This is a genomic window from Streptococcus sp. 9.1, assembly GCF_016648815.1.
Lineage (GTDB): Bacteria > Bacillota > Bacilli > Lactobacillales > Streptococcaceae > Streptococcus > Streptococcus salivarius_E.
The window spans coordinates 390531-416551 of record NZ_JACLQS010000001.1 but is presented as its reverse complement, the minus strand read 5'-3'; the positions used below and the strand labels follow the sequence as shown (position 1 = coordinate 416551).

Annotated in this window: 24 protein-coding genes and 1 other annotated feature; of the genes, 19 read left to right on the top strand and 5 right to left on the bottom strand. The window is 39.1% G+C overall.

All coding sequences use genetic code 11. From position 1 onward, the window contains the following. The first annotated feature begins 19 nt into the window (after positions 1–19). The 9 genes from H7T93_RS01970 to rplL all read left to right on the top strand — a co-directional run bounded on the left by H7T93_RS01970 (position 20) and on the right by rplL (position 11199). Positions 20–946, top strand: a complete 927-nt coding sequence (locus H7T93_RS01970) for an aspartate carbamoyltransferase catalytic subunit (protein ID WP_175057447.1) — start codon at positions 20–22, stop codon at positions 944–946. 163 nt (positions 947–1109) lie between these two features. Beyond that, on the top strand, positions 1110–2198 hold the full coding sequence (locus tag H7T93_RS01965) for a carbamoyl phosphate synthase small subunit (protein WP_002890257.1): 1089 nt from the start codon (positions 1110–1112) through the stop codon (positions 2196–2198). Positions 2199–2428: 230 nt separating this feature from the next. Continuing rightward, positions 2429–5608, top strand: coding sequence for a carbamoyl-phosphate synthase large subunit (gene carB / locus H7T93_RS01960; RefSeq protein ID WP_201041611.1), 3180 nt, complete (start codon positions 2429–2431; stop codon positions 5606–5608). A gap of 367 nt (positions 5609–5975) precedes the next feature. Then, positions 5976–6731 carry a class I SAM-dependent methyltransferase gene (locus H7T93_RS01955; protein WP_201041610.1) on the top strand — a complete coding sequence of 252 codons (756 nt, stop codon included), beginning with the start codon at positions 5976–5978 and terminating at the stop codon, positions 6729–6731. A gap of 62 nt (positions 6732–6793) precedes the next feature. After that, the gene (locus H7T93_RS01950; RefSeq protein ID WP_004183010.1) at positions 6794–8047 is read left to right on the top strand and encodes an efflux RND transporter periplasmic adaptor subunit; all 1254 of its coding nucleotides are present in this window, start codon (positions 6794–6796) and stop codon (positions 8045–8047) included. 10 nt (positions 8048–8057) lie between these two features. Then, positions 8058–8744, top strand: a complete 687-nt coding sequence (locus H7T93_RS01945; RefSeq protein ID WP_207185601.1) for an ABC transporter ATP-binding protein — start codon at positions 8058–8060, stop codon at positions 8742–8744. A gap of 9 nt (positions 8745–8753) precedes the next feature. Further along, positions 8754–9962 (top strand): ABC transporter permease, encoded by a 1209-nt coding sequence (locus tag H7T93_RS01940; RefSeq protein WP_201041609.1) that lies wholly within the window; start codon positions 8754–8756, stop codon positions 9960–9962. Between the two features lie 122 nt (positions 9963–10084). Further along, positions 10085–10221 (top strand) — a sequence feature (ribosomal protein L10 leader region). Between the two features lie 31 nt (positions 10222–10252). Continuing rightward, complete coding sequence (gene rplJ / locus H7T93_RS01935; RefSeq protein WP_004183007.1) at positions 10253–10756, top strand: 50S ribosomal protein L10; 504 nt, start codon at positions 10253–10255, stop codon at positions 10754–10756. A 74-nt stretch (positions 10757–10830) separates the two neighbouring features. Beyond that, positions 10831–11199: a 50S ribosomal protein L7/L12 gene (gene rplL / locus H7T93_RS01930; RefSeq protein WP_002886110.1), complete on the top strand. Its 369-nt coding sequence runs from the start codon at positions 10831–10833 to the stop codon at positions 11197–11199. A 123-nt stretch (positions 11200–11322) separates the two neighbouring features. Here rplL and H7T93_RS01925 read toward each other — a convergent pair whose 3' ends face one another. After that, positions 11323–11595 (bottom strand): hypothetical protein, encoded by a 273-nt coding sequence (locus tag H7T93_RS01925; RefSeq protein WP_201041608.1) that lies wholly within the window; start codon positions 11593–11595, stop codon positions 11323–11325. Positions 11596–11919: 324 nt separating this feature from the next. Between H7T93_RS01925 and H7T93_RS01920 the strand changes: the two genes are divergently transcribed. Continuing rightward, the gene (locus tag H7T93_RS01920) at positions 11920–12486 is read left to right on the top strand and encodes a transcriptional regulator (protein WP_201041607.1); all 567 of its coding nucleotides are present in this window, start codon (positions 11920–11922) and stop codon (positions 12484–12486) included. Positions 12487–12724: 238 nt separating this feature from the next. Here the strand turns inward: H7T93_RS01920 and H7T93_RS01915 are convergent, their stop codons facing one another. Both H7T93_RS01915 and H7T93_RS01910 read right to left on the bottom strand, forming a co-directional pair. Beyond that, complete coding sequence (locus tag H7T93_RS01915) at positions 12725–14032, bottom strand: sensor histidine kinase (RefSeq protein ID WP_201041606.1); 1308 nt, start codon at positions 14030–14032, stop codon at positions 12725–12727. A 9-nt stretch (positions 14033–14041) separates the two neighbouring features. Next, positions 14042–14785, bottom strand: a complete 744-nt coding sequence (locus H7T93_RS01910; RefSeq protein ID WP_060972017.1) for a response regulator transcription factor — start codon at positions 14783–14785, stop codon at positions 14042–14044. A gap of 978 nt (positions 14786–15763) precedes the next feature. Here H7T93_RS01910 and H7T93_RS01905 point away from each other — a divergent pair. The 6 genes from H7T93_RS01905 to H7T93_RS01880 all read left to right on the top strand — a co-directional run bounded on the left by H7T93_RS01905 (position 15764) and on the right by H7T93_RS01880 (position 20063). Next, a complete protein-coding gene (locus H7T93_RS01905; protein ID WP_151404978.1) occupies positions 15764–15886 on the top strand; it encodes a putative RiPP precursor in 123 nt (40 codons plus the stop codon). Between the two features lie 180 nt (positions 15887–16066). After that, positions 16067–16783, top strand: coding sequence for an ABC transporter ATP-binding protein (locus tag H7T93_RS01900; protein ID WP_037601752.1), 717 nt, complete (start codon positions 16067–16069; stop codon positions 16781–16783). After that, entirely contained in the window at positions 16773–17564 is a 792-nt protein-coding gene (locus tag H7T93_RS01895) for a membrane protein (RefSeq protein ID WP_037601755.1), read from the top strand. Before H7T93_RS01900 ends, H7T93_RS01895 begins: the two co-directional genes overlap by 11 nt. After that, complete coding sequence (locus H7T93_RS01890; RefSeq protein ID WP_070654837.1) at positions 17561–18268, top strand: hypothetical protein; 708 nt, start codon at positions 17561–17563, stop codon at positions 18266–18268. Before H7T93_RS01895 ends, H7T93_RS01890 begins: the two co-directional genes overlap by 4 nt. Before the next feature lie 5 nt (positions 18269–18273). Next, the gene (locus H7T93_RS01885; RefSeq protein ID WP_201041605.1) at positions 18274–18981 is read left to right on the top strand and encodes a response regulator transcription factor; all 708 of its coding nucleotides are present in this window, start codon (positions 18274–18276) and stop codon (positions 18979–18981) included. Next, positions 18966–20063, top strand: a complete 1098-nt coding sequence (locus tag H7T93_RS01880; protein WP_201041604.1) for a sensor histidine kinase — start codon at positions 18966–18968, stop codon at positions 20061–20063. Before H7T93_RS01885 ends, H7T93_RS01880 begins: the two co-directional genes overlap by 16 nt. Positions 20064–20096: 33 nt before the next feature. Here H7T93_RS01880 and H7T93_RS01875 read toward each other — a convergent pair whose 3' ends face one another. Further along, entirely contained in the window at positions 20097–20300 is a 204-nt protein-coding gene (locus H7T93_RS01875; protein WP_201041603.1) for a hypothetical protein, read from the bottom strand. A 128-nt stretch (positions 20301–20428) separates the two neighbouring features. Here H7T93_RS01875 and H7T93_RS01870 point away from each other — a divergent pair, with 128 nt between their 5' ends. Together H7T93_RS01870 and H7T93_RS01865 are read left to right on the top strand one after the other, a co-directional pair. Further along, positions 20429–22165, top strand: coding sequence for an ABC transporter ATP-binding protein (locus H7T93_RS01870; protein ID WP_002885969.1), 1737 nt, complete (start codon positions 20429–20431; stop codon positions 22163–22165). Positions 22166–22177: 12 nt separating this feature from the next. Next, positions 22178–23965 carry an ABC transporter ATP-binding protein gene (locus tag H7T93_RS01865; protein WP_201041602.1) on the top strand — a complete coding sequence of 596 codons (1788 nt, stop codon included), beginning with the start codon at positions 22178–22180 and terminating at the stop codon, positions 23963–23965. A 96-nt stretch (positions 23966–24061) separates the two neighbouring features. Here H7T93_RS01865 and queA read toward each other — a convergent pair whose 3' ends face one another. Continuing rightward, complete coding sequence (gene queA / locus H7T93_RS01860; RefSeq protein WP_201041601.1) at positions 24062–25105, bottom strand: tRNA preQ1(34) S-adenosylmethionine ribosyltransferase-isomerase QueA; 1044 nt, start codon at positions 25103–25105, stop codon at positions 24062–24064. 150 nt (positions 25106–25255) lie between these two features. Between queA and H7T93_RS01855 the strand changes: the two genes are divergently transcribed. Beyond that, complete coding sequence (locus H7T93_RS01855) at positions 25256–25957, top strand: glucosamine-6-phosphate deaminase (RefSeq protein ID WP_022496435.1); 702 nt, start codon at positions 25256–25258, stop codon at positions 25955–25957. Positions 25958–26021: the final 64 nt, after the last annotated feature.

The window sequence follows — 26021 nt, the reverse complement described above, 5'->3', positions numbered from 1 at the left end:
CAATTTAAAAGGAAAAACTATGGCGATTGCAGATGGAAAAGTGTCACTGAAGCATTTGGTGACCATGGAAACCCTCACGAATGAAGAGGTCTTGGGCCTGATTCGTCGAGGTGGAGATTTTAAAAATGGCAGAGCTGATTTCCAGCTGGATCGACAGTATTTCGCTGCCAATCTCTTTTTTGAAAATTCAACACGAACACACAAGTCCTTCGAAGTGGCTGAGAAAAAACTTGGCTTGGATGTGATTGAGTTCGATGCTGGAACTAGCTCGGTAAATAAGGGTGAGACCCTCTATGATACCATTTTGACCATGTCTGCCTTGGGCGTTGACATCTGTGTGGTTCGCCACTCGGAAGTCGATTACTACAAGCAGTTGATTGATAGTAGGACTATTCAGACCTCTATTGTCAATGGTGGTGATGGTTCAGGGCAACACCCAAGTCAGTGTTTGCTTGACTTGATGACCATTTACGAAGAGTTCGGAACCTTTGAAAATCTTAAGATTTGTATTGCAGGTGACATTACGCATTCGCGTGTCGCTAAGTCCAATATGCAGATTCTCAAGCGTTTGGGTGCTCAGCTTTATTTTGCTGGTCCTGCAGAGTGGTACTCGAATGCGTTCGATGTCTATGGTCAGCATGTGGCTATTGACGACGTCATTGAGGACTTGGATGTGCTCATGTTGCTTCGTGTTCAGCACGAACGTCATGGGGACGATAAAGGATTTTCAAAAGAAGACTACCATGCTCTCTATGGTTTGACTGAAGAACGTTATGCCAAGTTAGCTGATCAGGCGATTATCATGCATCCTGCTCCGGTTAATCGTGATGTGGAGATTGCTGATAGTCTGGTTGAGGCGCCTAAGGCTCGTATCGTTGCTCAGATGCAAAACGGGGTCTTTGTCCGTATGGCAATTATTGAAGCTATTTTAAATGGCAAAGCGTAAACTACGTTAACCGATTCCTGAGAGAATCAGACGAAAAAGAACATGGGCTAAATCTTTGAAAAGAGACAAATCTTCCTAGAGGCTAGAGCTTCTTTGTTAGGTTTGATTTTCATTCAGATGTTTAACGCCCTTTGTATCTTAGTGAAAGGAACAATTTACTATAATGGCAAAACGTTTACTTATTTTGGAAGACGGCACTATTTTTGAAGGTCAGGCCTTCGGTGCTGATGTGGATGTGACGGGTGAAATCGTCTTTAATACTGGTATGACAGGTTATCAAGAATCTATCACAGACCAGTCTTACAATGGTCAAATTTTGACTTTTACTTATCCACTTGTTGGTAACTACGGTGTTAACCGTGACGACTATGAGTCAATTAAGCCAACGACCAAGGGTGTTGTTGTGTCAGAGGCTAGCCGTCGTGCCAGCAACTGGCGTAACCAAATGACCTTGGATGAGTTTTTGAAAGCAAAAAACATCCCTGGTATCTCTGGTATTGATACACGTGCCTTGACTAAGATTATCCGTCAACACGGTACCATGAAAGCGACTTTGGCTAATCCTGGTGACAGTATCGAGCACTTGCAAGATCAATTGCGTGCGACTGTTTTGCCAACCAACAATATTGAGCAGGTATCAACTAAGACAGCCTACCCAGCACCAGGTGTTGGTAAAAATATCGTTTTGGTTGACTTTGGTCTCAAGCACTCTATCTTGCGTGAGTTTTCAAAACGTGACTGTAACGTGACTGTTGTGCCACATGATATCACTGCTGAAGAAATTCTCCATCTTAATCCAGATGGTGTGATGTTGTCAAATGGTCCAGGTAACCCTGAAGATGTACCGTATGCACTTGATATGATTCGTGGCATTCAAGGCAAAATTCCAATTTTTGGTATCTGTATGGGTCATCAGTTGTTTAGTTTGGCGAATGGTGCCAAGGCCTACAAGATGAAGTTTGGTCACCGTGGATTTAACCATGCGGTTCGTGAAATTGCGACTGGTCGTGTTGACTTCACCAGCCAAAACCATGGTTATGCCATTGACCGTGAGACACTTCCAGATTGCCTCATGGTAACACACGAAGAAATTAACGATAAGTCAGTTGAAGGTGTTCGTCACCGTGACTTCCCTGCATTCTCAGTGCAATTCCACCCAGATGCAGCACCTGGTCCACACGATGCGAGCTATCTCTTCGATGAGTTCTTGGAATTGATTGATGCTTTCCAAGCTGAAAAAGCACGTCGTTAATTGCAACTGTCTAGTGACTATAGTGGGGTGTGACTCTTGTTCGCCCCAGTCTACTACCTTATTTAATGACAACCAGAGAGTTGTCAAATAGAAAGGAGAAGATACAGGTTCACGGAAGTGAACACGCCCTAAGGACTGTGTGAAAAAGATAAACGGTGACTAGATGCTTAGGCGTCGTCGTCACGTTTCCTATTTTCACTGGGTCCTTAACGGGCTTTGTATCATAAATTATGCCTAAACGTTCTGATATTAAAAAAATTATGGTTATCGGGTCTGGTCCTATCATCATTGGTCAGGCTGCTGAGTTCGACTACGCTGGTACGCAAGCCTGCTTGGCCTTGAAAGAAGAAGGCTACAGTGTTGTTCTTGTTAACTCTAACCCTGCGACTATCATGACTGATAAAGAAATCGCAGACAAGGTTTACATTGAACCAATTACGCTTGAGTTTGTCACACGTATTCTTCGTAAAGAGCGTCCGGATGCTCTCTTGCCAACTCTTGGTGGACAGACTGGTTTGAATATGGCAATGGAATTGTCAAAAGCTGGCATTCTTGATGAGCTTGGAGTAGAGCTTTTGGGAACAAAATTGTCTGCCATTGACCAAGCCGAAGACCGTGACCTCTTCAAACAATTGATGGAAGATTTGGAACAACCAATTCCAGAATCAGAGATTGTAAATACGGTTGAAGAAGCAGTTGCCTTTGCGTCAGAGATTGGCTACCCAGTTATCGTTCGTCCAGCCTTTACCCTTGGTGGTACTGGTGGAGGTATGTGTGCCAATGAAGAAGAACTTCGTGAAATCGCTGAAAATGGATTGAAATTGTCACCAGTAACCCAATGTTTGATTGAACGTTCTATCGCTGGTTTCAAAGAAATCGAATACGAAGTTATGCGTGATGCCGCAGACAATGCTCTTGTGGTATGTAACATGGAAAACTTTGACCCAGTTGGTATCCACACAGGGGACTCAATTGTATTTGCTCCAACGCAAACCTTGTCAGATATTGAAAACCAAATGCTTCGTGATGCCAGCTTGAAGATTATTCGTGCCCTTAAAATTGAGGGTGGTTGTAACGTACAGTTGGCTCTTGACCCTAATAGCTTCAAGTACTATGTTATCGAAGTGAACCCACGTGTGTCTCGTTCATCAGCCCTTGCCTCAAAAGCAACTGGTTACCCAATCGCCAAATTGGCAGCCAAGATTGCTGTTGGTTTGACACTTGATGAAATGATTAACCCAGTCACTGGTACAACTTATGCCATGTTTGAACCAGCTCTTGACTATGTGGTTGCTAAGATTCCGCGTTTCCCATTTGATAAATTTGAACACGGGGAACGTCGTCTTGGTACTCAAATGAAAGCAACTGGTGAAGTTATGGCTATCGGTCGTAACATCGAAGAGTCACTTCTTAAAGCCTGCCGTTCACTTGAAATTGGTGTTTACCACAATGAAATGCCTGAGCTTGCGGACGTCACAGACGACGCCTTGGTTGAAAAGATTGTCAAAGCTCAAGACGACCGTCTCTTCTACCTCTCTGAAGCCATCCGTCGTGGATATACTATTGAAGAATTGTCAGAGTTGACTAAGATTGATATCTTCTTCCTTGACAAATTGCTCCATATCTTTGAATTGGAACAAGAACTGGCTACTCACGTAGGCGATGTTGAAGTTTTGAAAGAAGCTAAACGTAACGGTTTCTCTGACCGTAAGATTGCTGATCTTTGGAATCAAACAGCCGACCAAGTTCGTACGACACGTTTGGAAAATAACATTGTTCCTGTCTACAAGATGGTCGATACCTGTGCGGCTGAGTTCGAGTCATCAACACCATATTTCTACTCAACTTACGAGTGGGAAAATGAATCAATCAAATCTGATAAAGAATCTGTCATCGTTCTTGGTTCAGGTCCTATCCGTATCGGACAAGGGGTTGAGTTCGACTATGCGACAGTTCACTCTGTAAAAGCTATCCAGGCTGCAGGTTACGAAGCTATCATCATGAACTCTAACCCTGAGACAGTTTCAACAGACTTCTCAGTTTCAGATAAACTTTACTTTGAACCATTGACTTTTGAAGACGTGATGAACGTTATCGAATTGGAACAACCTAAGGGTGTCGTGGTTCAGTTTGGTGGACAGACAGCCATCAACTTGGCAGAGCCATTGTCTAAAGCTGGTGTGAAAATCTTGGGTACACAGGTTGCTGACCTTGACCGTGCCGAAGACCGTGACCTCTTTGAACAAGCCCTTAAAGATTTGGACATTCCACAACCACCAGGACAAACAGCGACAAACGAAGAAGAAGCGGTTGAAGCAGCTCGTAAGATTGGCTTCCCAGTTCTTGTTCGTCCATCATACGTTTTGGGTGGACGTGCCATGGAAATTGTTGAAAATGAAGAAGACCTTCGTTCTTACATGCGTACAGCCGTTAAGGCAAGTCCAGACCACCCAGTCCTTGTTGATAGCTATATCATCGGACGTGAGTGTGAAGTGGATGCCATCTCTGATGGTAAGGATGTCTTGATTCCAGGTATTATGGAACACATCGAGCGTGCAGGGGTTCACTCAGGGGACTCAATGGCAGTTTACCCACCACAAACCCTTTCTAAGAAAATCCAAGAGACTATCGCTGACTACACTAAACGCTTGGCTATTGGTCTTAACTGTATCGGTATGATGAACATCCAGTTCGTTATTAAGGATGAAACAGTCTATGTTATCGAGGTTAACCCACGTGCCAGTCGTACCGTACCATTCTTGTCTAAGGTGACTGATATCCCAATGGCTCAAGTTGCTACAAACTTGATTCTTGGTAAATCATTGGCTGAGCAAGGTTACAAAGATGGTCTTTACCCAGAAAGCAACCATGTCCATGTCAAAGCACCAGTCTTCTCATTCACAAAATTGGCTAAGGTAGATAGCCTCCTTGGACCTGAAATGAAATCAACTGGTGAAGTTATGGGTACAGATGCGACTCTTGAAAAAGCGCTCTACAAAGCCTTTGAAGCATCTTACCTCCACTTGCCAACCTTTGGTAATGTTATCTTTACTATTCATGATGATACTAAAGAAGAAGCCCTTGACTTGGCTCGTCGTTTCGACGCTATCGGTTATGGTATCTACGCCACTGAAGGAACAGCCAAGTTCTTGAATGAACACGGGGTTCACGCAACGCTTGTTAACAAATTGGGTGAAAATGACGATAACGACATTCCAGCCCTCGTTCGTACAGGTAAAGCGCAAGCTATTATCAATACGGTTGGTAACAAACGTACTTATGACGAAGACGGAGCAGCTATCCGTAGCTCAGCTATTGAAGCTGGAATTCCACTCTTCACAGCGCTTGACACAGCAGATGCTATGGTGCGTGTGCTTGAAAGCCGTAGCTTTACAACAGAAGCTATCTAATCACGAAATAGAGTCTCAGCTTTGCTGGGGCTTTTTTTTTGAAGACAAAGTTTTCTTTTGAGACTTTTCTTAAGTGATGACGGTCGTCAGCGACCTTCTGCGAAGTTCCATGACTCAGTTTTGAGCCGGAAGTCTCAAAACTTCCGAACGCCTGAAACTAATCGTTTCAGACGTTTTTATCACTACGAAAAGTCTCGGTATAAGCTTACTAGGTTCGCAAAATCTATTTCATATTTAAAAATAGTTTAATTATGTTCTGAGTCTCAGCCTTACTGGGGGCTTTTTTCTTACACAAATGTAAGCTATCAAATTAAAATGAAAGCTAAGACTATGGTTTTGTTTCCTAAGATTCTGCTATACTAGAAACATGATTATTACCACATCTTTACGTGAAAATGAGGCCTTGATTGCGCGTGCCCAAGAATTGGCCCACGAACTGGGAGCTGACTACCAGCCTCGTCGCAAGTTATCCTTGGCGAAATGTTTAGAGCGATTTGACCCCTTTTATCTTCTATATAAAGACAGATTGTCTTTTGTCAATGAGGATGGCAGTGAGCTGTCCTTTCATCCAGATACGGCAGTTCTTCGGATTAAGGCACCACACGATGCTCTAGTCAATCTTTTGGGTTCGTCTAGCAAGTCTATTCTCGACACGACCATGGGGCTGGCTTCCGATAGTCTAGTTATGGCGGCAGCGGGAAATAAGGTGACTGCCCTTGAGAGTCAAGAAGTGATTTTTCAGGTAGTTTCTCGTGGTCTGGCCACTTATCAGACAGATGACAAGCAACTTGAAAAAGCGATGCGGTCTATTAAGACCATTAAGAGCGATAGCTTATCCTTTTTGAAGTCTCAGGCTGATCACTCTTTTGATATCATTTATGCTGATCCTATGTTTTCAGAGACTATCAAGGAATCGGAAAATCTACAAGCTATCAAACCTTTGGCCAATGGCAGCCGTCTGACAGAAGAATGGTTAAATGAGGCTAAGCGTGTCGCACGAGAAAAAATTATCATCAAGGCGCATTTTCGAGATACCGTTTTTGAGGAACTTGGGTTTGAACGTCAGATTCGCCCCAATCAAAAGCTGCACTATGGTGTCATGGATTTAAGCGAAGGCCATTGACACAGAAAGTTAAAAGTATTACAATTGTTTTATTTATACGATACAAAAGAAAAGAGAGACTTATGCGAAAGAAAATCAGTCCAAAGTTATTTAAAAATAAAAAAAGAGTTTGGATCATTGGAGGAATTGGCTTCCTTGTCCTTTTGGTCCTAGGATTTAACCTTTTTGCAGGTGGTGGCAAAGATGATAAGGCTTCCGAGTCCCCTACAGCAAGTAAGGTAACCAAGGGGCAGTTGGCCTCGTCTACCCTTCTGACTGGCATGGTGAAGGCTCAGTCGGAACAGTACGTTTATTTTGACAATACCATTGGACGCAATGCCACTGTGACAGTCTCTGTTGGTGAGGAAGTTAGCGTTGGTCAGCAACTGGTCCAATACGACAGTACCTCTGCCCAAGCAGCTTATGATACGGCTAGTCGTGCCTATAATAAGGCAGTTCGTGACCGTAATTATTTCCAACAGTATGGGACAGCTCCTGCGGCTTCGGCACAAACAAGTAGTGATTCGGATGAGGATGATTCGACGACTACCGTTAGCCCTCAACAGCGTCAGCAAACCGAGGCAAGTAATTACCAAACCTTGCAAGATTATAATGATGCTGTTGCTAACGCAGCATCAGAGCTAGAAAAGGCACAAGATGTCCTCAACCAAACAGTCATTGTTTCAGATGCTAATGGAACAGTCGTAGAAGTTGCGGACTCTGTGGATCCTGCTTCAAAAGAGAGCCAGACTCTAGTTCATGTGACCAGTGAAGGCCAATTTGAGATTCAAGGAACCTTAACGGAATATGACATTCCAAATATTTCAGTAGGTCAAAAGGTCAAGATTACTTCCAAAGTATACCCAGATCAAACTTGGACAGGGAAAGTTAGCTACGTTTCCAATTATCCTAAGCAAAATGCCAGTCAGTCAGCGGGGACATCTAGCAATTCAGGACAGACAGGCTCCCAGTATGAATATAAGGTTCAACTGACTAGTCCAATCGGTAAGCTCAAGCAAGGTTTCAATGTATCTCTTGAAGTAACCAAAGATGATGATGCTTTACTAGTTCCAGTAACTGCTGTGACCAAGAAAGGCTCTGACAACTACGTCTGGGTTTACGATGACGAGAGTCAAAAAATCAAGCAAGTCAAGGTCAAACTTGGTAATGCAGATGCTAAGCAGCAAGAAATTGCATCAGGGCTTAAAGAAGGTCAAAAGGTTATTACTAAGGCTGAAAAATCCTTCAAGGATGGTGAGACACTAAAGGATGTGACGGATGCCGATAGCAAAAAATCAAAAGAGACTAGTGGAGAAGAGGTGAAGTCTAGTGACTAAGCCAGCTCTTATGGTCTTAAAAGGCATCACCAAGTCTTTCAAAAATGGTCAGGAGTCCTTGCAGGTCCTTAAGGGAATTGACTTATCAGTTGAAGAAGGTGACTTCGTGGCAATCATGGGTCCTTCTGGTTCAGGGAAATCAACCCTCATGAATATTATTGGACTTCTTGATCAACCGACTACAGGTTCCTATCAACTCGAGGGCGAGGATGTGGCTAATCTCTCTGAAAACCGCCTGGCCAAGGTAAGAAATGACCAGATTGGCTTTATCTTTCAGCAGTTTTTTCTCTTGCCAAAGTTAAGTGCCCAAAAGAACGTAGAGCTTCCCTTGATTTATGCGGGGAAATCTCCACGTGAACGTAAGCAAAGGGCACAACAATTCTTGGAAAAAGTTGGCTTGTCAGACCGTAGCCATCATTTGCCATCAGAGCTATCTGGTGGTCAGAAGCAGAGGGTGGCTATTGCGCGTGCACTGTCTAACGATCCGGCAATCATTTTGGCGGATGAACCTACGGGTGCGCTTGATACCAAGACAGGAACCCAGATTATGGATCTCTTAACCCAGCTAAACCGAGAAGGGAAGACCATTGTCATGGTTACCCATGAACCTGAGATTGCGGATTATGCCCGACGTAAGATTGTTATCCGTGATGGGGAAATCACCCAAGACACAACGGACAGCGTTCGGATTGACTAGGAGGTAAGAATGGAAAATTGGAAATTTGCTCTTAGTTCTATTCGTTCACACAAGATGCGGTCCTTCCTGACCATGTTGGGGATTATCATTGGTGTTGCTGCGGTAGTACTTATCATGGGTCTAGGAAATGGGATGCGTCAGAGTGTTACCGATAGTGTGACCGGTGATAAGGATACCGTTCAAGTCTACTATGAAGCCAAGGGTGAGGAGCTAGATCCAGCCTATGCGGACCTGTCACATCCGACCAAACCGGTTAAAGAAGTTTGGTTGGAGCAAGTGGCTAGGCAGACGCCTGGTATCGATAGTTATTTTGTGACCAACAGCCTAACTTCCTCTATCTCCCTCCAGAAAAAGACTGTGAAGAATGTTAATATCACAGGTGCCAGCCAGGGCTACTTTAAAGCTAAAAAGTTAGAGATGTTGACAGGACGTTCCTTGCAAGACAATGATTATAAAAACTTTTCACGAGTCATTGTCATTGATCAGATGGTGGCTAAAAAACTCTTTGAGTCGAATGAGGATGCCCTTAACCAAGTGGTTACTATTGGGAACAATGATTATCGTGTGATTGGTGTTTATAAGAATAAAGACACAGCAATCGGTGCCTATGGTGAAATTGGAACAGCTCTTGTGGCCAATACCCAGTTAGCAGCTGAAAATAACACCGATGCTATTGGTCAGATTTTTTTCCATGTGACCGATGTGAAAAATAGTAGTAGCGTTGCTAAGGATGCTGCCAAACGCTTGACCCAGTTGGCCCAAGATGACAATGGAGAATATAAGGCAGCAGATATGAGTTCGGCCCTAGAACAGGTGAATACGATTTTTGGAACCATTACCACCGTTGTCGGAGCTATTGCTGGCATTTCACTCTTAGTTGGCGGAATCGGTGTTATGAACATCATGTTGGTTTCGGTAACTGAGCGGACACGAGAGATTGGTCTTCGTAAGGCTTTAGGTGCCACACGTCGTAAAATCTTGACTCAGTTTCTGATTGAGTCCATGGTTTTGACCATCCTGGGAGGTTTGATCGGGCTAGGCTTTGCGGCCCTAGTCGTTGGACCAATTGGGAATGCCATGGAGCTTAAAGCGACAGTCTCTCTTGGCGTAGCCATGGGAAGCATCGCTTTCTCAGCAGCTGTGGGAATTATCTTTGGTCTCCTACCAGCTAATAAAGCTTCGAAACTCGATCCTATCGAAGCTCTTAGATATGATTAGACATCACCTCTTGAAATCTTTGGATTTTGAGAGGTTTTATGCTTTTAAAAAAAGATAGAGAAAAAAATAAAAAAATTTGCATTTTTTTCTTGACGTCTGATTTAGGTCATGATATTATAAATGAGGTTTGAAAAAACTGACCTAAGACAGTTGGGGAGTTAAACTCATAAACATCCAACCGAGGCACAAAACGTAACTATTTTTTTGTAACGTATTGTACTTTCGTGTCTAGGTTTAGGTACGATTTTTTTGTGCCTAGCCCAAAAATAAAAACGGAGGTAAAACTACTAATGAGTGAAGCTATTATTGCTAAGAAAGCTGAACAGGTTGCGATTGTCGCTGAGAAAATGAAAGCTGCAGCATCTATCGTTGTTGTTGACTCTCGTGGACTTACAGTTGACCAAGATACAGTTCTTCGTCGTAATCTTCGTGAATCAGGCGTTGAATTTAAAGTTATCAAAAACTCAATCTTGACTCGTGCAGCTGAAGAAGCAGGTCTTGAAGACCTTAAAGGACTCTTCGTTGGTCCATCTGCAGTAGCATTCTCAAACGAAGATGTTATCGCACCAGCGAAAGTTATTAGCGAATTTGCTAAAGACGCAGAAGCTCTTGAAATCAAAGGTGGTGTTGTTGACGGCGCGTTCACTTCAGTCGAAGAAATCAACGCTCTTGCATCACTTCCAAACAAAGAAGGTATGCTTTCTATGCTCCTTTCTGTACTTCAAGCGCCAGTGCGCAACGTTGCATACGCTGTCAAAGCGGTTGCAGAAAGCAAAGAAGACGGTGCTGCGTAAGCCCATCTTCACAACTCGTAGCCTAAGCTACGTTTAAAAAATTATATTAAAAAACACATTTGGAGGAAATCACAATGGCATTGAACATTGAAAACATTATTGCTGAAATTAAAGAAGCTTCAATCCTTGAATTGAACGACCTTGTAAAAGCTATCGAAGAAGAGTTTGGCGTAACTGCTGCTGCTCCTGTAGCTGCTGCTGCAGCTGGTGCTGCTGACGCTGGTGCTGCTAAAGATTCATTCGACGTTGAATTGACATCTGCAGGCGACAAAAAAGTTGGCGTTATCAAAGTTGTACGTGAAATCACAGGCGAAGGTCTTAAAGAAGCTAAAGCTATCGTTGACGGTGCACCATCAGTTCTTAAAGAAGGTGTTGCTGCAGCTGAAGCTGAAGAAATCAAAGCTAAACTTGAAGAAGCTGGAGCTTCAGTTACTCTTAAATAATAAGGTAACGACTCAAGTCGCTTAATAAAGAAAACCAGGGCAAAAGCTCTGGTTTTTTATTGCAATAAACGATTATGAGAAACTGTTTGAATTAATAGGTTCCCTACCAAAAAACTGCCAAATTTATTTTTGGCAGTTTTTTTGTTTTTCTATTTTAAACTGGTTTTGTTCATTTTCAATATGTGCTGTAATTATCACATATTGGTTTTTACTAATATAAAATATTTTTGGATCATATCTAAATGTTAAGTAAGTATGTCTTAGTCCAGCGCCATTTCGAATAAATAATTTTAGGTAAGAGTAATCCTCATTATGTTCTATATTTATGATTTTTCCTCTTGCAATAACTGTATTCCTTCTTCTATTTTTTATCTGGGAATTGACATGATTCATCATTTATTATCTCCTTATTTTCAATAGTCAATTCTTCACAATGAAAATCTGATTCATTATCTGTTTTAGCATCATACCCAAATAGCAGAGTAGGGGGTGAATCACGTCTTCCGCCCTCTAAGTAATCTCGTTCGTGTTGTGTAAGTTTTTCATTTAATTCTGTATCATGACGAATAATATTATCAAGACCATCATTTTAAATAGACGCTAAAAATAGAAGATGTTGTCCTTTTATGACGAAAAAACTACAGTTTATGACTTCAATGAAACTTTAGTTGTCTTTATATTATACTAATCTTGTAAATCATAAGAAAAGGAACGTCAATCATGAAAACAACAACTAAACTCATTGGTATCCTATCAACTCTTATTGTAGTTATCCTCGCTATCTTCTTAGTGACTAAGTTTAATAGTCATGAGTCAGCACGTGTTAGCACAAGTAGTAGCCCAGTCAAGACGGTCAAGAAATCATCTTCAAGCTCAAGTAAAGCTGTTAAGAAGGATAAGAAAGCAGCTCAATCATCATCTTCAGCAGTTTCAAATGAAGAAAATAACAATCAGGCTTCAGCAGTAGCACCTAAATCTTCTTCTCAAGAACAAGCTCAAGCAGGCACTACAGATGCTGGGCAAGTGGCTGAAGCAACAACACCAGCTTCTCAAGTTGGAGGAGTTGAAGGTGGTCGAGGTGCTTGGACAGCAACTTCTGGAACATTGACACTTGATGAGGAAACACCTGTATATACTGCGCCAGATAAAGATAGCGGAGCAGTTTCTACACTTCCTGCAGGTGATGTTGATTGGGATAAATATGAAATTTTACCCGATGGAAACTGGTATAGTTTTGTTAAAGATGGGCAACGTTATTATATTTCATATTCAGATGTAGGGCATTGATAAAGTATTAAGAAGTCTTTATAAACCACTTTTCAAGTCTATCAAGGCTTTAAGATAAACATGAAATAAAAAAGACAGTAACTATTCTGAAGTTACTGTCTTTTTGGGTCCTACGAAAACTACTAGCACAGCTAGTGGTCCCAAAAATTATTAAGCTATGTAGCAAAAAATACTAGAAACAGACTATTCAAATGCAAAACCGAAGTCGATTAAAGAGGTTAAAGTTTAAAGTCGACACTTATTTACAAAATCTGATAGTTTGAGAAAAGAGATGATTTGCACTACGAGTGGTAATTGTAGATTTAGGGTATTTTTCTAATATGCTATTTACATTATGTAACCCAAGACCTCTTCCTTCCCCTTTACTAGAGTACCCCCTAGCAAAAATACGACTAACATCCACTTTTTCTGTTTTTATACTATTTTCGACGATAAGTACCAACGAATCATCATTATTCATGAAAGCAACAGTCATTCTTGGATTTATAGCTTCAATCGTAGCTTCGATAGCATTATCACAAAGGACAGAAAGAACAGTTATGAAATCTAGTAATTCTATCCTAAAATTACTAACAGGTTCTTCAATCTCAACAGAAATTGAAATACCTCTATTTTGTGCCTCAAGTAATTTAGCGGAAAGAATACTTTTGATAGCATCATTCTTAATATTACTAAGTTTAGCAATATCAAACTTACTATCATAGAATTGGTTTGCACTATCTCTAAGTACGCCATTGTAAACAGTTTTAATAGCTTCAATATCTTGATTATCAATTCCTAATTTTAGACTGGTCAAAATATTAATGTAGTCATGACGGAAACTCCTAATTTCCTCATAAAGTGATTCAACATGATGGCTATAGATAGATAGTTCATTTAGTTGAGTATCTTTTTGATCAATAATTTCCTTCTCTAGTTTTTCTTTTGAAATTGCATTGAGATAGAGTAGCATTACAAAAAACAGAACAATATAAAAGTTATTAATATGTCCTCTCCAGTTATCTGCATCAGCTAATTTGTCTCTATAAATAACAAGTATAGAAACTAAGAGCATATATACAAACATAGAGATGTTGATCAGTAATAATAAATACTTGAAATAGTAACGCTTGAAACCTTCTTTTATTTCGTCAAAATCTAACCTAAGAGATTTTACTATGAGTAAATGAAGAGGGAAAACCAGTAATTCAATTAAGATATCATACCAACTTAGTTTGACTTCATTGAAGACAGAGACTCCTAGTAGAGGGAAAACGTAGAATGCTAACATTCTACCTAGCAAGCTTTGAACGATAATGGGGTACAAGCCATAAAAAATATCAAGTGTTTTACTACCATACTTATTTTGATATATGTTATAAGCAATAAAGATAAAAAAGAAAGCAAAGTACCCAACAGGAGGACATATGATGAGGAGTAGGACATACAAAAATGGACCAATAATATTCCACAAAGGTTTGATTGGTTGGTTACTCACCTGTTGAAACATTAACAATACTACTAATGTCTTAGAATAGAACAGCAATAAATTTATAACTATATCCATAGAAACACCTTAGATTTTCAAAGATTTAACTTTTTCTAGGAGACCCTTATATTTCGTACGGGAAATGGGACATTCATTATTATTTTCAAACATTACCATTTTCTCTTCTTTATTGATCTTAACGATATTTTCAGGATTAACGATAAATGAACGATGGCATCGATATAGGCGGTCGTCAGCTCGTTCAACTTCTGAAATACTGGCGTAGAACTCCATTCGTTCTTCTTTAGTATGCAAAATAACTTTATGTATTGTTGGAGACGTTTCAAAAAATAAGATATTGTTAAAAGGCACTTGAACATGGGCCGTAGCTGTTTCAAAAGTAAAAGAATCTTGGGCAATAGTGGCACCCATTTTATCCATGGTATATTCAATTGCTAAATGAACACGTTCATAAAAATCTTCATCATCTAAAGCTTTATCAATAAAATCTAGTGCAGCAACTCTATATTTAAAAGTGACTGGCATAAATTCTGAATGTGTTGTTACAAAAACAATTGTTGCATTAGGATCTTTTTTTCGAATTTCTTTCGCAATGTCTAGCCCCTTTTTTTCTTCTCCTTTAATTTCAATATCTAAAAAGAAAAGTTGGTGAGAACCTCTTTCCGTAATTGCGTCAAGTAACTGGCTAGGTTTTCCAAAAATCTCAGGTCCTTTACATTTTAGAGATTTTTTTGCAATAACATTTTTTATAACATTCTCTATTCGTGATTGTTGTAAAAATTCGTCTTCTAAAATAAAAATATTTAACAATTAGTGTACTCTCCATTCGATAAAATATTTAGTACTGCAGTAAAAGACATTGAAGTCTTTTTCCAGTATGAAAATATATTTGTTTTGTTTTTTTAGGACGTCTAAATAAAAATCCATGTTTCTTTGCAAATACAGATAATTTTCCCTAACATGCAGTACACATATAAGTATGGAAACTTTTAAGTAATGATAGTAGTCATAAAACCGGTATATCGTAACAGTTCTAGAAACTATTATATCGGTATACTTTTACTGTAAATGACAAAAAATGAACCGTTTATGATATATGACAAATTAAATGGTATAACCAAGCTATAATAAAAATAGGAATTGGAGGTGAAGTATGTTCAATATTGTGAGGCACTTTTGGTTGTTGATAACTGTTAAAAAGTATATTAAAAAATATAAGTTAAAAGTTAAAGTTAACAATCATTTTAATTCTATAAGGATTACTACAGCAACTAACACTCTTTATTTTATCACATTTACAAAGAATTGTAATTATGGAAAAAAGTTAAAAAAATTAGGAGGAGTAACGTTTATGCACAAATTATTTTATTGACAGCGAATATTGATTATAACAAAATATTTAATGAACATCTCGAACTATTAGGTGTCATTGATATCAAAAAGTCATTAGCGAATACCTCTAATGAAATTTGTGATTATCTAGATTATTTTTTTAATATCGAAAAGGTGCACTAACCTCCATGTACATGTAAACTGTACTTGAGGTTATTTTTTTATCATCAGATTAAATAGTTTTTCGATGTTTTATTGTAATAAACGTTTTGTTTAGGTATTGCAACTCTACTGTAACGAATTTATTCCTTTTTGTGTTTACACAACTTATATTCTACTACCATCAGGAATTGTTTATAAATTTATTTTTTCTGAAAAAAATCTGAATAATCTTTGTTACTATTTTAATAGTCAAGCAGTCTGGACTATTAAATATTGACTTAGAAAGGAAAGTATATGAGTTATACGAAGCCAGTTATAGAAAAAATTTCTACTTTTAAAAGTGGTACTGCAGGATTAGTCGCAGGTAGCTTCAGAGATATATTTGGTGGCAGGGCTTTATTTTTAATTAGAATATAATCCATTACCCGAATATATTCATTAAGTTAATATAGTAATTATTATGGAAAACAAGTAATCCACATAGTGGAGGTGAAAAAAATCTGAAATTTGTTCAATCTTAATCTATTTTCTGATATTTTTCCGAAATTCATATTATAGAATTTAAAAGAACAATTTTTAGCATAGGAGTATCGTATTATGACAAATAAGATTGAAATAAGAGATGTTACAAAAACTCTTAAAGAAGGAGATATATTAAAGAACGTATCCTTTACAGCTGAGGAGGGGGAAGTCACTGCCTTTTTGGGACCGAATGGTGCCGGAAAAAGTTCGACACTACGAATACTTTTGGGTCTGGATAGGGCATCTTCAGGAACTGCTTTAATAGGAGGTAAGAAATATTGTGATATTGAACGTCCTCTTTTAACTGTAGGAGCTTCTTTTGATGGTGTGGGGGCTCCTAGTGATCGAACAGTTTTTCAACATTTGAAAATTGCTGCCGCTAGTAATGGAATAGATTATTCCAGAATATCAGAGGTGTTATCCATTACTGATATTGAACATAAAAGAAATTCAAAAATAGGCAACCTTTCCTTGGGAGAGGGTCAGAGATTAGGTATTGCAACAGCGCTGTTGGGAAACCCCCAGTACCTGATTTTAGATGAACCTACAAATGGTCTAGATCCTAGTGGAATTAGATGGTTTAGAAATTTTATTAGGGAACAAGCAAACACTGGTAAGACAGTATTGTTATCTTCACATATACTTTCAGAAGTAGAAGCGGTAACTGATAGGGTTGTTTTTATTGACAAAGGAAGTATCATAGCTTCGGGTACACTTCGTAATATATTGAACGGATTTGATAATCTAGAAGATGTTTTCTTTCATTTAACAGGAGGTGGCTATGATGAGTAGTATAAAAATCAATAATACTTTATCAGAGCTATATAAAATTTTTTATAGTAGATCAACCCGAATAGTTTTACCAATTGTTTTTATTTTTCAGCCGTTATTGTCTTATATCAGTTCTAAACAAATTTTAGCAGTTGGATTGAATGCAACCCCTGAAACAAATAGCAGCTTAGTAGAACCAATACCTCCAATTGAGTATATTGGTTTTGAAGCTATACTATTGGGCTTGTTTGCTATGATTATTTTAGGAGCAATTCTTGGAAGTATGGAATATAAAAATAGTTCTTTACGTACCAGCTTGTTATTATGTTCAAATAAGGCAGTATTCTTTGTAATAAAATTTTTTGTTACAAGTGTATTTATTTTTGTTGTGTCATTTGTTTCAATCTATTTATCTATTGCAAGTGCACAGTTTGGTTTAGAAAGAGAAGGATTGAGCCCTCTGATACTGAGTAATAATGTTTGGTACTTTATATTGTTAGGATCATTGTCGTGGTCGCTACTAGCGGTGTTATCCTATTCAATTGCTTTTTATTTTAAATCTTCACTTGGATCATTATTATTCTTATTACCACAAGTCTATAATTTAGGTAGTTTTCTTGCTGACAGAATTCAGCTTGCTAAGTATTTACCAGTATCTTTAGGGCAAGATTTAATTGCAACATCTCCTTTAAAAATCACAACACCAGGACGCAGTGTTTTATTTTTGAGTACTTGGGTGCTAGTAATTAGTAGCTTTGCATATTACAAATTTTTGAAAGAAGATGTAGGTAATGTTAGATGAATTCTTTTAGAAGTGAGTATTTAAAGTTTATTTATAATAAATGGTTATTATTGACTGTCCTAGCAACTATAATTTTAGTACCTTTATTTGTTATTTTTTTACATGAAACTCCAAGTTATATAACCGAGGATTATGTTTTAACGCAAATCTTAGAAAGCTTCTATCTCGGACAAGCTGGGATTATTATTATTACAATACTATTTATAGGTCAAGAATTTAACGGTTCAACTTTAAGAAGCAGTTTATTAGCTAACCCAACACGGTGGAAATTCTTTTTTATAAAATTAATAGTAATATTATCAATATCTATATTAGTTTGGAGTCTGGTTGCTTTCTGTACTATTTGCGTAGTATATACTTTTTATGGTCTATTAATTCCCTTACATATTTATACCTTAGCATTAAGAATAATATTGGTATCAATTGGTTTAATATTAATATGTTTTAGTTTAGTTCTTATAACAAGGAGTATAGTTGTTCCAATGGGAATGTCCTTGTCTTTCTTGTTGGGGTTAGGTCAAATGCTTCTGCAATTCAGCGATGCTTTTCTCTACTTCCCGATTATCTCCACTATGAATTCATTTTTTATGATTGAGAATCAATCTTATATACCTTATACAATAGGTATTGCAATTCAATTTTTATGGGGGATTTTGCTGTTATCTTTCTCTATTTTGCTGTTTAGGAAGAGGAGTGTACGATAAAAATTTTGTATTTTGTGATAATATTTAGTTATGAAAGAAAAAAAGTATATCGAATATTAGCAATTGATGATGATGAAAGCATTCTTCGTTTGATAAAGAATTCTTTAGAACGCTCAGAGTTTGAAGTTACGACGAGGAGAGAAGTAGGTAACATAGATATTTGTTCATTTATTGGCTTTGATTTAATTTTATTAGATATCATGATGCCGATTGATGGTTTAGAAATTTGTAAATCCATTCGAGAACAAATCGATGTACCGATAATTTTTGTAACAGCCAAGCAATTGGATAGTGATTTGGCTAGCGGGGTAAAGGCTGGTGCGGATGATTATATAAAAAAACCATTTAGTATTACAGAATTAGTTGCTCGTGTTAGGATGCATATCCAAAGGGAGGAAAGAACTCGTAAAAATAATAAAGAAATATGTACAAAGAATTTGATAATTAATGTCAGCAATCAAGAAATCTTAATTGAAGAAGAGACTATATCATTGACAAAGCGAGAATTTACAATTTTATATACTTTAGCAAGCAACCCGAAGAGAGTATATTCCGTTGAGGAGCTCTATGAGAGAATATATCCGTCGGAATCAGATGCACAATTTCGTTCTATTGCTGAGTATATTTATCAAATTCGTTCAAAATTAAAACCCTTTTCAATTAATCCGATCAAGACACAGTGGGGAGGCGGATATAGTTGGAACGAAAATTAGATTTTAAGGCTTTAGTAAAAAAGACGCAGTGGACAATTGTTAAACAATTTTGTTTGAATGTAATTGTAGCCTATATTTTTCCTATATCAACTATTTCTATCAATATCCATTCAGAAAATCAGTCAATCGCTAGTGGCTTGTTAGGGCTATTATTTAATGTTTTTTCATGGGTTTATATTTGTATATCTTTGATTATTATAGTTTCTATTAATATTAAAGCTTTGTTAACAAGAGTAAAGCAAGAAATGGAGATTGTTTATCATGGTAGCATGTGGCTAACATCTGTAAACAATTCATCGAATTTAACAATTCTTGAATTCATAGAAACAAATAAACACATTGAATTAATGCAACAAAGAATTAAAAATATGATTCAGGTAGAGAAAGACCAAAAGGAGGATATTCTCTTTAAAGTTTCAGCGATGGCGCATGACTTGAAGACACCTTTGACTGTAATTAAAGGAAACTCGGAATTGTTGCAATTGGCACCTTTATCAGGTGTTGATGTTCAATGTCTTAAAGACATTGAAAGAGCAAGCAACCAATTAGATAGCTATTTTAATCAGTTAATCAACTACTCTAAAACTTTTTACTCTTATCAGATTTCTTTCCATCAGTATCGTATTAGTAATTTATCCAAAATACTGGAACAAGAGTGTGAATACCTTATTGGAGATAACATTGACTACAAGTATAATTCGAAGATAGACCGAGACTGTAATATTGAATTGGATTTAGATTTAATAATCCGTTCGGTGGCAAATATTGTTAATAATGCAATGGCTTATGCAGACGATTCTAAAAAGAGAATCAGAGTTATCTTTGAGTTAGAAGATGGTAGTATTGCCTTAAGTATTTGGAATAATGGTTCTAAATTTTCTGAAGATGTTTTAAAAAATTTTGGAAAATTATTTTATCGAGAAGACACTAGTAGAAATTCACAGTTTGAACATTTTGGAATAGGTTTGGCATTTGTAAAACAAGTAATGAGCATTCATTCTGGTGATATACAACTGCAAAATAAGGAAAAAGGGGCTATGGTTAAATTAATTATTCCTATAAAAAATAGTGATAACACCTAGGCTTGAATATCGTAATCTTGAATTCTATGAAGTTCATAAAGTAAGCATATTGATAATAATTATTTCAAAATCTTTGCAATTAGCACTCATAACTGATTTATTCGGTTCTTTTCCACCATTTGTCAAGTCTATCATGGCTTTAAGTAAAGATAAATAATAAGGTAACGACTCAAGTCGCTTAATAAAGAAAACCAGAGCATTAGCTCTGGTTTTTTCTATTGCTTTTAATATTTTCATTTGTTAGAATGTAGGTAATGTGCGTGCTTGTCACGCCCTTTTTCTGTGCCTTTTTCGGCTTTAGTGGTTGTCAATAACTATAAAAATCCTAAAGGCATGGTAAATGCAAAAAAGAAAAGGAGAAATTTATGGCTTATATTTGGTCTTATCTCAGGCGTTATCCTAAGTGGCTAGCAATGAATTTTACGGCGGCTATTTTATTTGTTATTGCTAACTTAGGTCTGCCGACGGTTCTTGCCAGAATGATTGATGAGGGGATTAACCGTGGAGATGCTGACAAGCTTTATACCTATGCTTGGGTCATGTTCGGTGTGGTCTTGACTGGGATTGTTGGTCGTGTGCTCTTGTCCTATGCGGTTAGTAAGTTGACGACCACAATGGTGCAGGTCATGCGTAATGACATTTACGCTAAGCTTCAGGAGTATTCCCACCATGAGTACGAGCAGATTGGGGTATCCTCTTTGGTAACTCGTATTACATCTGATGCTTTTGTTCTCATGCAGTTTGCAGAACAGATTCTAAAGATGGGTGTCATTACTCCTCTGATGATGGTTTCCAGTGTCTTCTTAATTTTGACGACAAGTCCATCTTTGGCTTGGATTGTGGCAATTTCCTTGCCTTTCCTAGCCGTAGTAGTCTGGTATGTGGCGGTAAAAACGCGTCCGCTTTCTGAGAAACAACAGGCAACTCTCGACAAGATTAACCAGTACGCTCGTGAGAATCTGACTGGACTTCGTGTCATCCGAGCTTTCGCTAGAGAAGATTTTCAAGAGAAGAAGTTTGCTTCTGAAAATGCTGTCTATGCGGATAATTCAAACAAGCTCTTTAAATTAACTGGTTTGACTGAGCCACTTTTTGTGCAAATCATCATCGCCATGATTGTAGCTATTGTTTGGTTTGCTCTTGAGCCATTAGGTTCTGGAACGTTGGCAATCGGGGATTTGGTTGCCTTTATTGAGTACAGTTTCCATGCGCTATTGTCTTTCCTTTTCCTAGCTAACCTCTTTACCATGTATCCTCGTACGGCGGTATCTAGTGAACGTCTGCAGGAGATTATGGATATGCCTATTTCTATCAATCCAAATGAAGATGGAGTGACAGAGACTGAGACTAAGGGATATTTGGAGTTTGACAATGTGACTTTTGCCTATCCTGGTGAAACTGAGAGTCCTGTCCTACACAATATTTCTTTCAAGGCTAAACCCGGTGAAACCATTGCCTTTATTGGATCTACGGGTTCAGGAAAATCATCACTTGTACAGTTGATTCCACGCTTTTATGATGTGACCTTGGGGCGCATTCTTGTGGATGGTGTGGATGTTCGTGACTACAATCTTAAGGCTCTTCGTCGTAAGATTGGCTTTATTCCACAAAAAGCCCTGCTCTTTACAGGGACCATCGGTGAAAATATCCGTTATGGTAAAGAAAATGCCAGTCATGAAGAATTGAATCAAGCTACGGATGTCGCTCAAGCTAAGGAATTCATCGACAGCAAGGAAGAACGCTACGATTCTCACTTGGCTGAGGGTGGTAGCAACCTTTCTGGGGGACAGAAGCAGCGTTTGTCAATTGCACGTGCAGTGGTTAAACGTCCTGACCTCTACATCTTTGATGATTCCTTCTCTGCCTTGGACTACAAGACAGATGCGACCTTGCGTCGCCGTCTGAAAGAAGTTACCCAGGATGCGACAGTCTTGATCGTGGCTCAACGTGTGGGAACTATCATGGATGCTGACCAGATTATCGTTCTGGATAAGGGTGAAATCGTTGGTCGTGGCCGTCACGAAGAACTCATGGAAAGCAATGAGATTTATCGTGAAATTGCTAATTCTCAATTGAATCAAAAGAGTCTTACAGAAGACTAGAAGGAGGTCGAAATGAAGAATAATAAAAAGAAAACAAGTCATTCCTCAAGTTTTGGCCGCCTTTGGTCCTACTTGCAGGCTTATCGTTTCCCACTTTACCTAGCCATTTTCCTGAAAATTGTTAGTGTTATCATGAGTGTCCTTGAACCCGTAGTTATTGGTTTAGCTATTACAGAGCTGACCAAAAATACGCTGGCCATCATGAAGGGTGTCGAAGGCGCTCATATCAACGTTTCCTATGTTGGTTTGGTTTTGGTTGTTTATCTCTTGCGTGGTCTTATTTATGAGTTGGCCGCCTACTATTCCAACTATTTCATGACCAATGCTGTGCAGGCAACGGTTCAGGATATGCGTAATGAGATGACTGAGAAAATCAATCGTATCTCAGTGTCATACTTTGACAAGCATCAATTTGGGGACCTCTTGGGACGCTTTACCAGTGACGTCGAGACAGTTTCGAATGCCTTGCAGCAGTCCTTTTTACAGGTAGTTAATGCGGTCTTTACTTTGGCCTTGGTTATCGGGACAGTGCTTTACCTTAATCTTCAATTGGGAGCTATAGTTGTCATCACTATTCCCATTACTTTCTTTGGTGCTCGCTTTATCATGAGTAAGTCTCAGCCCTATTTTAAGCAGCAGGCTGATGCCCTAGGTGCCCTTAACGGTTTTGTTCAGGAAAATCTAACTGGTTTCAACGTTCTTAAGCTATTTGGCCGTGAGGACAGGTCTTTGGACGACTTTAAAGAAATCACGGAAGACCTTCAGAAGGTAGGTTTTAAGGCCAATTTCATTTCAGGACTCATGATGCCTGTCCTTAATGGTTTGTCTGATCTGACCTATCTGATTGTCGCTGTTCTTGGTGGTTTGCAAGTTTTGGCTGGTCGTCTGACGATTGGTAATATGCAGGCCTTTGTTCAGTATGTTTGGCAGATTAACCAACCCATTCAGAACTTGACTCAGTTGGCTGGACAATTGCAGAGTGCTAAATCTTCTTTGGACCGTATTTTCCAACTCATGGATGAACCAGACGAGGCTAATGATGCTACTGAAGTGCTAGAGGGAGATTTGACTGGCCAAGTTAGCTTTAAGCATGTGGACTTCCAGTATGTGGCTGATAAACCTTTGATTCGTGACTTTAATCTTGAGGTTAATCCTGGCGAAATGGTAGCCATTGTCGGTCCTACCGGTGCTGGAAAATCAACCATTATCAACCTCCTCATGCGTTTCTATGATGTGACTGCCGGGTCTATCTCGGTTGACGGTCACGATATCCGTAACCTGTCACGTCAGGATTATCGTAAACAGTTTGGTATGGTGCTTCAGGATGCTTGGCTCTTTGAAGGAACTATCAAGGAAAATCTTCGCTTTGGTAATCTTGAGGCGACTGACGAGGAGATTGTTGAAGCCGCTAAGGCTGCCAATGTGGACCACTTTATCCGTACACTACCTGGTGGTTACAACATGGAAATGAACCAGGAATCAAGTAACATTTCACTAGGACAAAAGCAACTTTTGACCATTGCGCGTGCGCTTTTGGCTGATCCTAAAATCTTGATTTTGGACGAGGCAACCTCATCGGTTGATACCCGTCTGGAACTCTTGATTCAAAAAGCCATGAAGACCCTTATGCAAGGTCGAACAAGTTTTGTCATTGCCCACCGTCTGTCGACTATTCAAGAAGCAGACAAAATTTTGGTCCTTAAAGATGGTCAAATCATCGAACAAGGGAACCATGAATCCCTCCTTGCAGATAAAGGCTTCTATTACGACTTGTATAATAGCCAGTTTGCGGAGAAATAAACAAAAAAATCCATCAGTTCATAACTGGTGGATTTTTTCTGAATTTGACGAGCAATAAAAGAGACTTCCCCGGAAAGAGAAGTCTCAAAATCAATATTATTTTTCAGCACGTCGTGTGACGAACATGGCATCTCCGAAACTGAAGAAGCGGTAGTGTTCTTGGACGGCGTGTTTATAGGCATCAAGGACGAATTCACGGCCAGCAAAGGCTGAAACCAACATCACCAAGGTTGATTTTGGAAGGTGGAAGTTGGTTGAAAAGGCATCTACGACTGTGAATTGGTAGCCTGGTTTGATAAAGATATTGGTCCAGCCTGAGTCGGCTTGGAGTTGACCATCGTATTTATTGCCGATTGTTTCTAGTGTTCGAATAGAGGTTGTTCCCACTGCAATGATGCGTCCTCCAGCGGCTTTGACACTATTGAGTGTATCGGCAGCGTCTTGGCTGAGGGTGTAAAATTCTGAGTGCATCTCATGTTCGTCGACATTATCGACAGAAACAGGTCGGAAGGTTCCCAGTCCAACGTGAAGGGTGAGGTAGACCAATTTTACACCTTTAGCTTCAATCTTTTGAAGTAATTCAGGAGTGAAATGGAGGCCAGCTGTAGGAGCAGCGGCAGAGCCATTTTCCTTGGCATAGACCGTTTGGTAACGGTCACGGTCTTCTAATTTTTCATGGATATAAGGTGGCAGTGGCATCTCGCCCAAACTTTCCAAGACCTCAAGGAAGATACCGTCGTAGCTAAATTCTACGATTCGACCACCGTGATCTAGTTCCTCAGTGACAGTGGCAGTCAAGCGGCCATCGCCAAAACTGACTTTAGCACCTACTTTAAGGCGTTTGGCTGGTTTGGCCAATACTTCCCATTTATCCCCTTGGGTATTTTTCAAAAGTAGGAATTCCACATGGCCGTGGGTATCAGGCTTTTCACCATATAGGCGGGCTGGAAGCACACGTGTATTGTTCATGACCAAGGCATCGCCAGGGTTAAGCTGGTCGATGATGTGGTCAAAGTGGGTATCAGTCATTTCCTTAGTTACAGGATCAATGACCAAGAGTTTAGAGGCATCACGTTGTTCCAATGGGGTTTGAGCAATCAGTTCCTCTGGCAGTTCAAAATCAAAATCGTTTGTATTCATTTCTTTCCTCGTTTAAAAATGTTCAGCCTTTTTATTATAGCACGATATAGGGCGACCGTCATTAAAGGAGTTGAGTGAAAGCGCTTGACAAAAAGGTTAAAAAAAGAGATAATAAAGAAAATGGTATATACCAATATTGAGGTGAATAGAATGAAAAAGATTTTAGTTAAGAATCAAGTTGAGGGAGGCCAAGTTGCCTTTGATCTTCTTAAAGAGAGCCTTGTAGCAGGTGCTCAAACATTGGGCTTGGCGACAGGTAGTTCCCCTATCGCCCTTTACCAAGAGATGGTTGAAAGTGACGTGGATTTTTCGAAACTTTACAGCGTCAATTTGGATGAGTACGTCGGACTAGCACCAGACCATGAGCAGAGCTATCATGCCTTTATGAAGGCTCAACTCTTTGATGCCAAACCATTTAAGGAGAGCTTCTTGCCTGACGGTATGGCTGAGGATTTGGAGCAGGCGGCTAAGGATTACGATGACGTCTTGGCACAACATGCCATTGACCTGCAAATCCTAGGCATCGGAAGTAATGGGCACATTGGTTTTAATGAGCCAGGTACGCCTTTTGATAGTCAAACTCATGTGGTCGACTTGACTGACAGCACCATTGAAGCCAATAGCCGTTTCTTTGCCAGTCGTGACCAAGTCCCTACAAAGGCTATTTCAATGGGAATTGCTTCTATTATGGCTGCCAAGAAGATTATCTTGTTTGCCTATGGTGACAAGAAGGCAGATGCCATTTTCAAGATGGTCAAGGGTCCGGTGACAGAGGAAGTCCCAGCTAGTGTTTTGCAAAATCATCCAGATGTGACTCTCATCTTAGATGAGGCAGCTGCTGCGAAATTGTAATACTATCTTTTGAAAAACAATCTTACGAAACTCAGGTTGAGGCATTTGACCTCAGCCTTTTTCT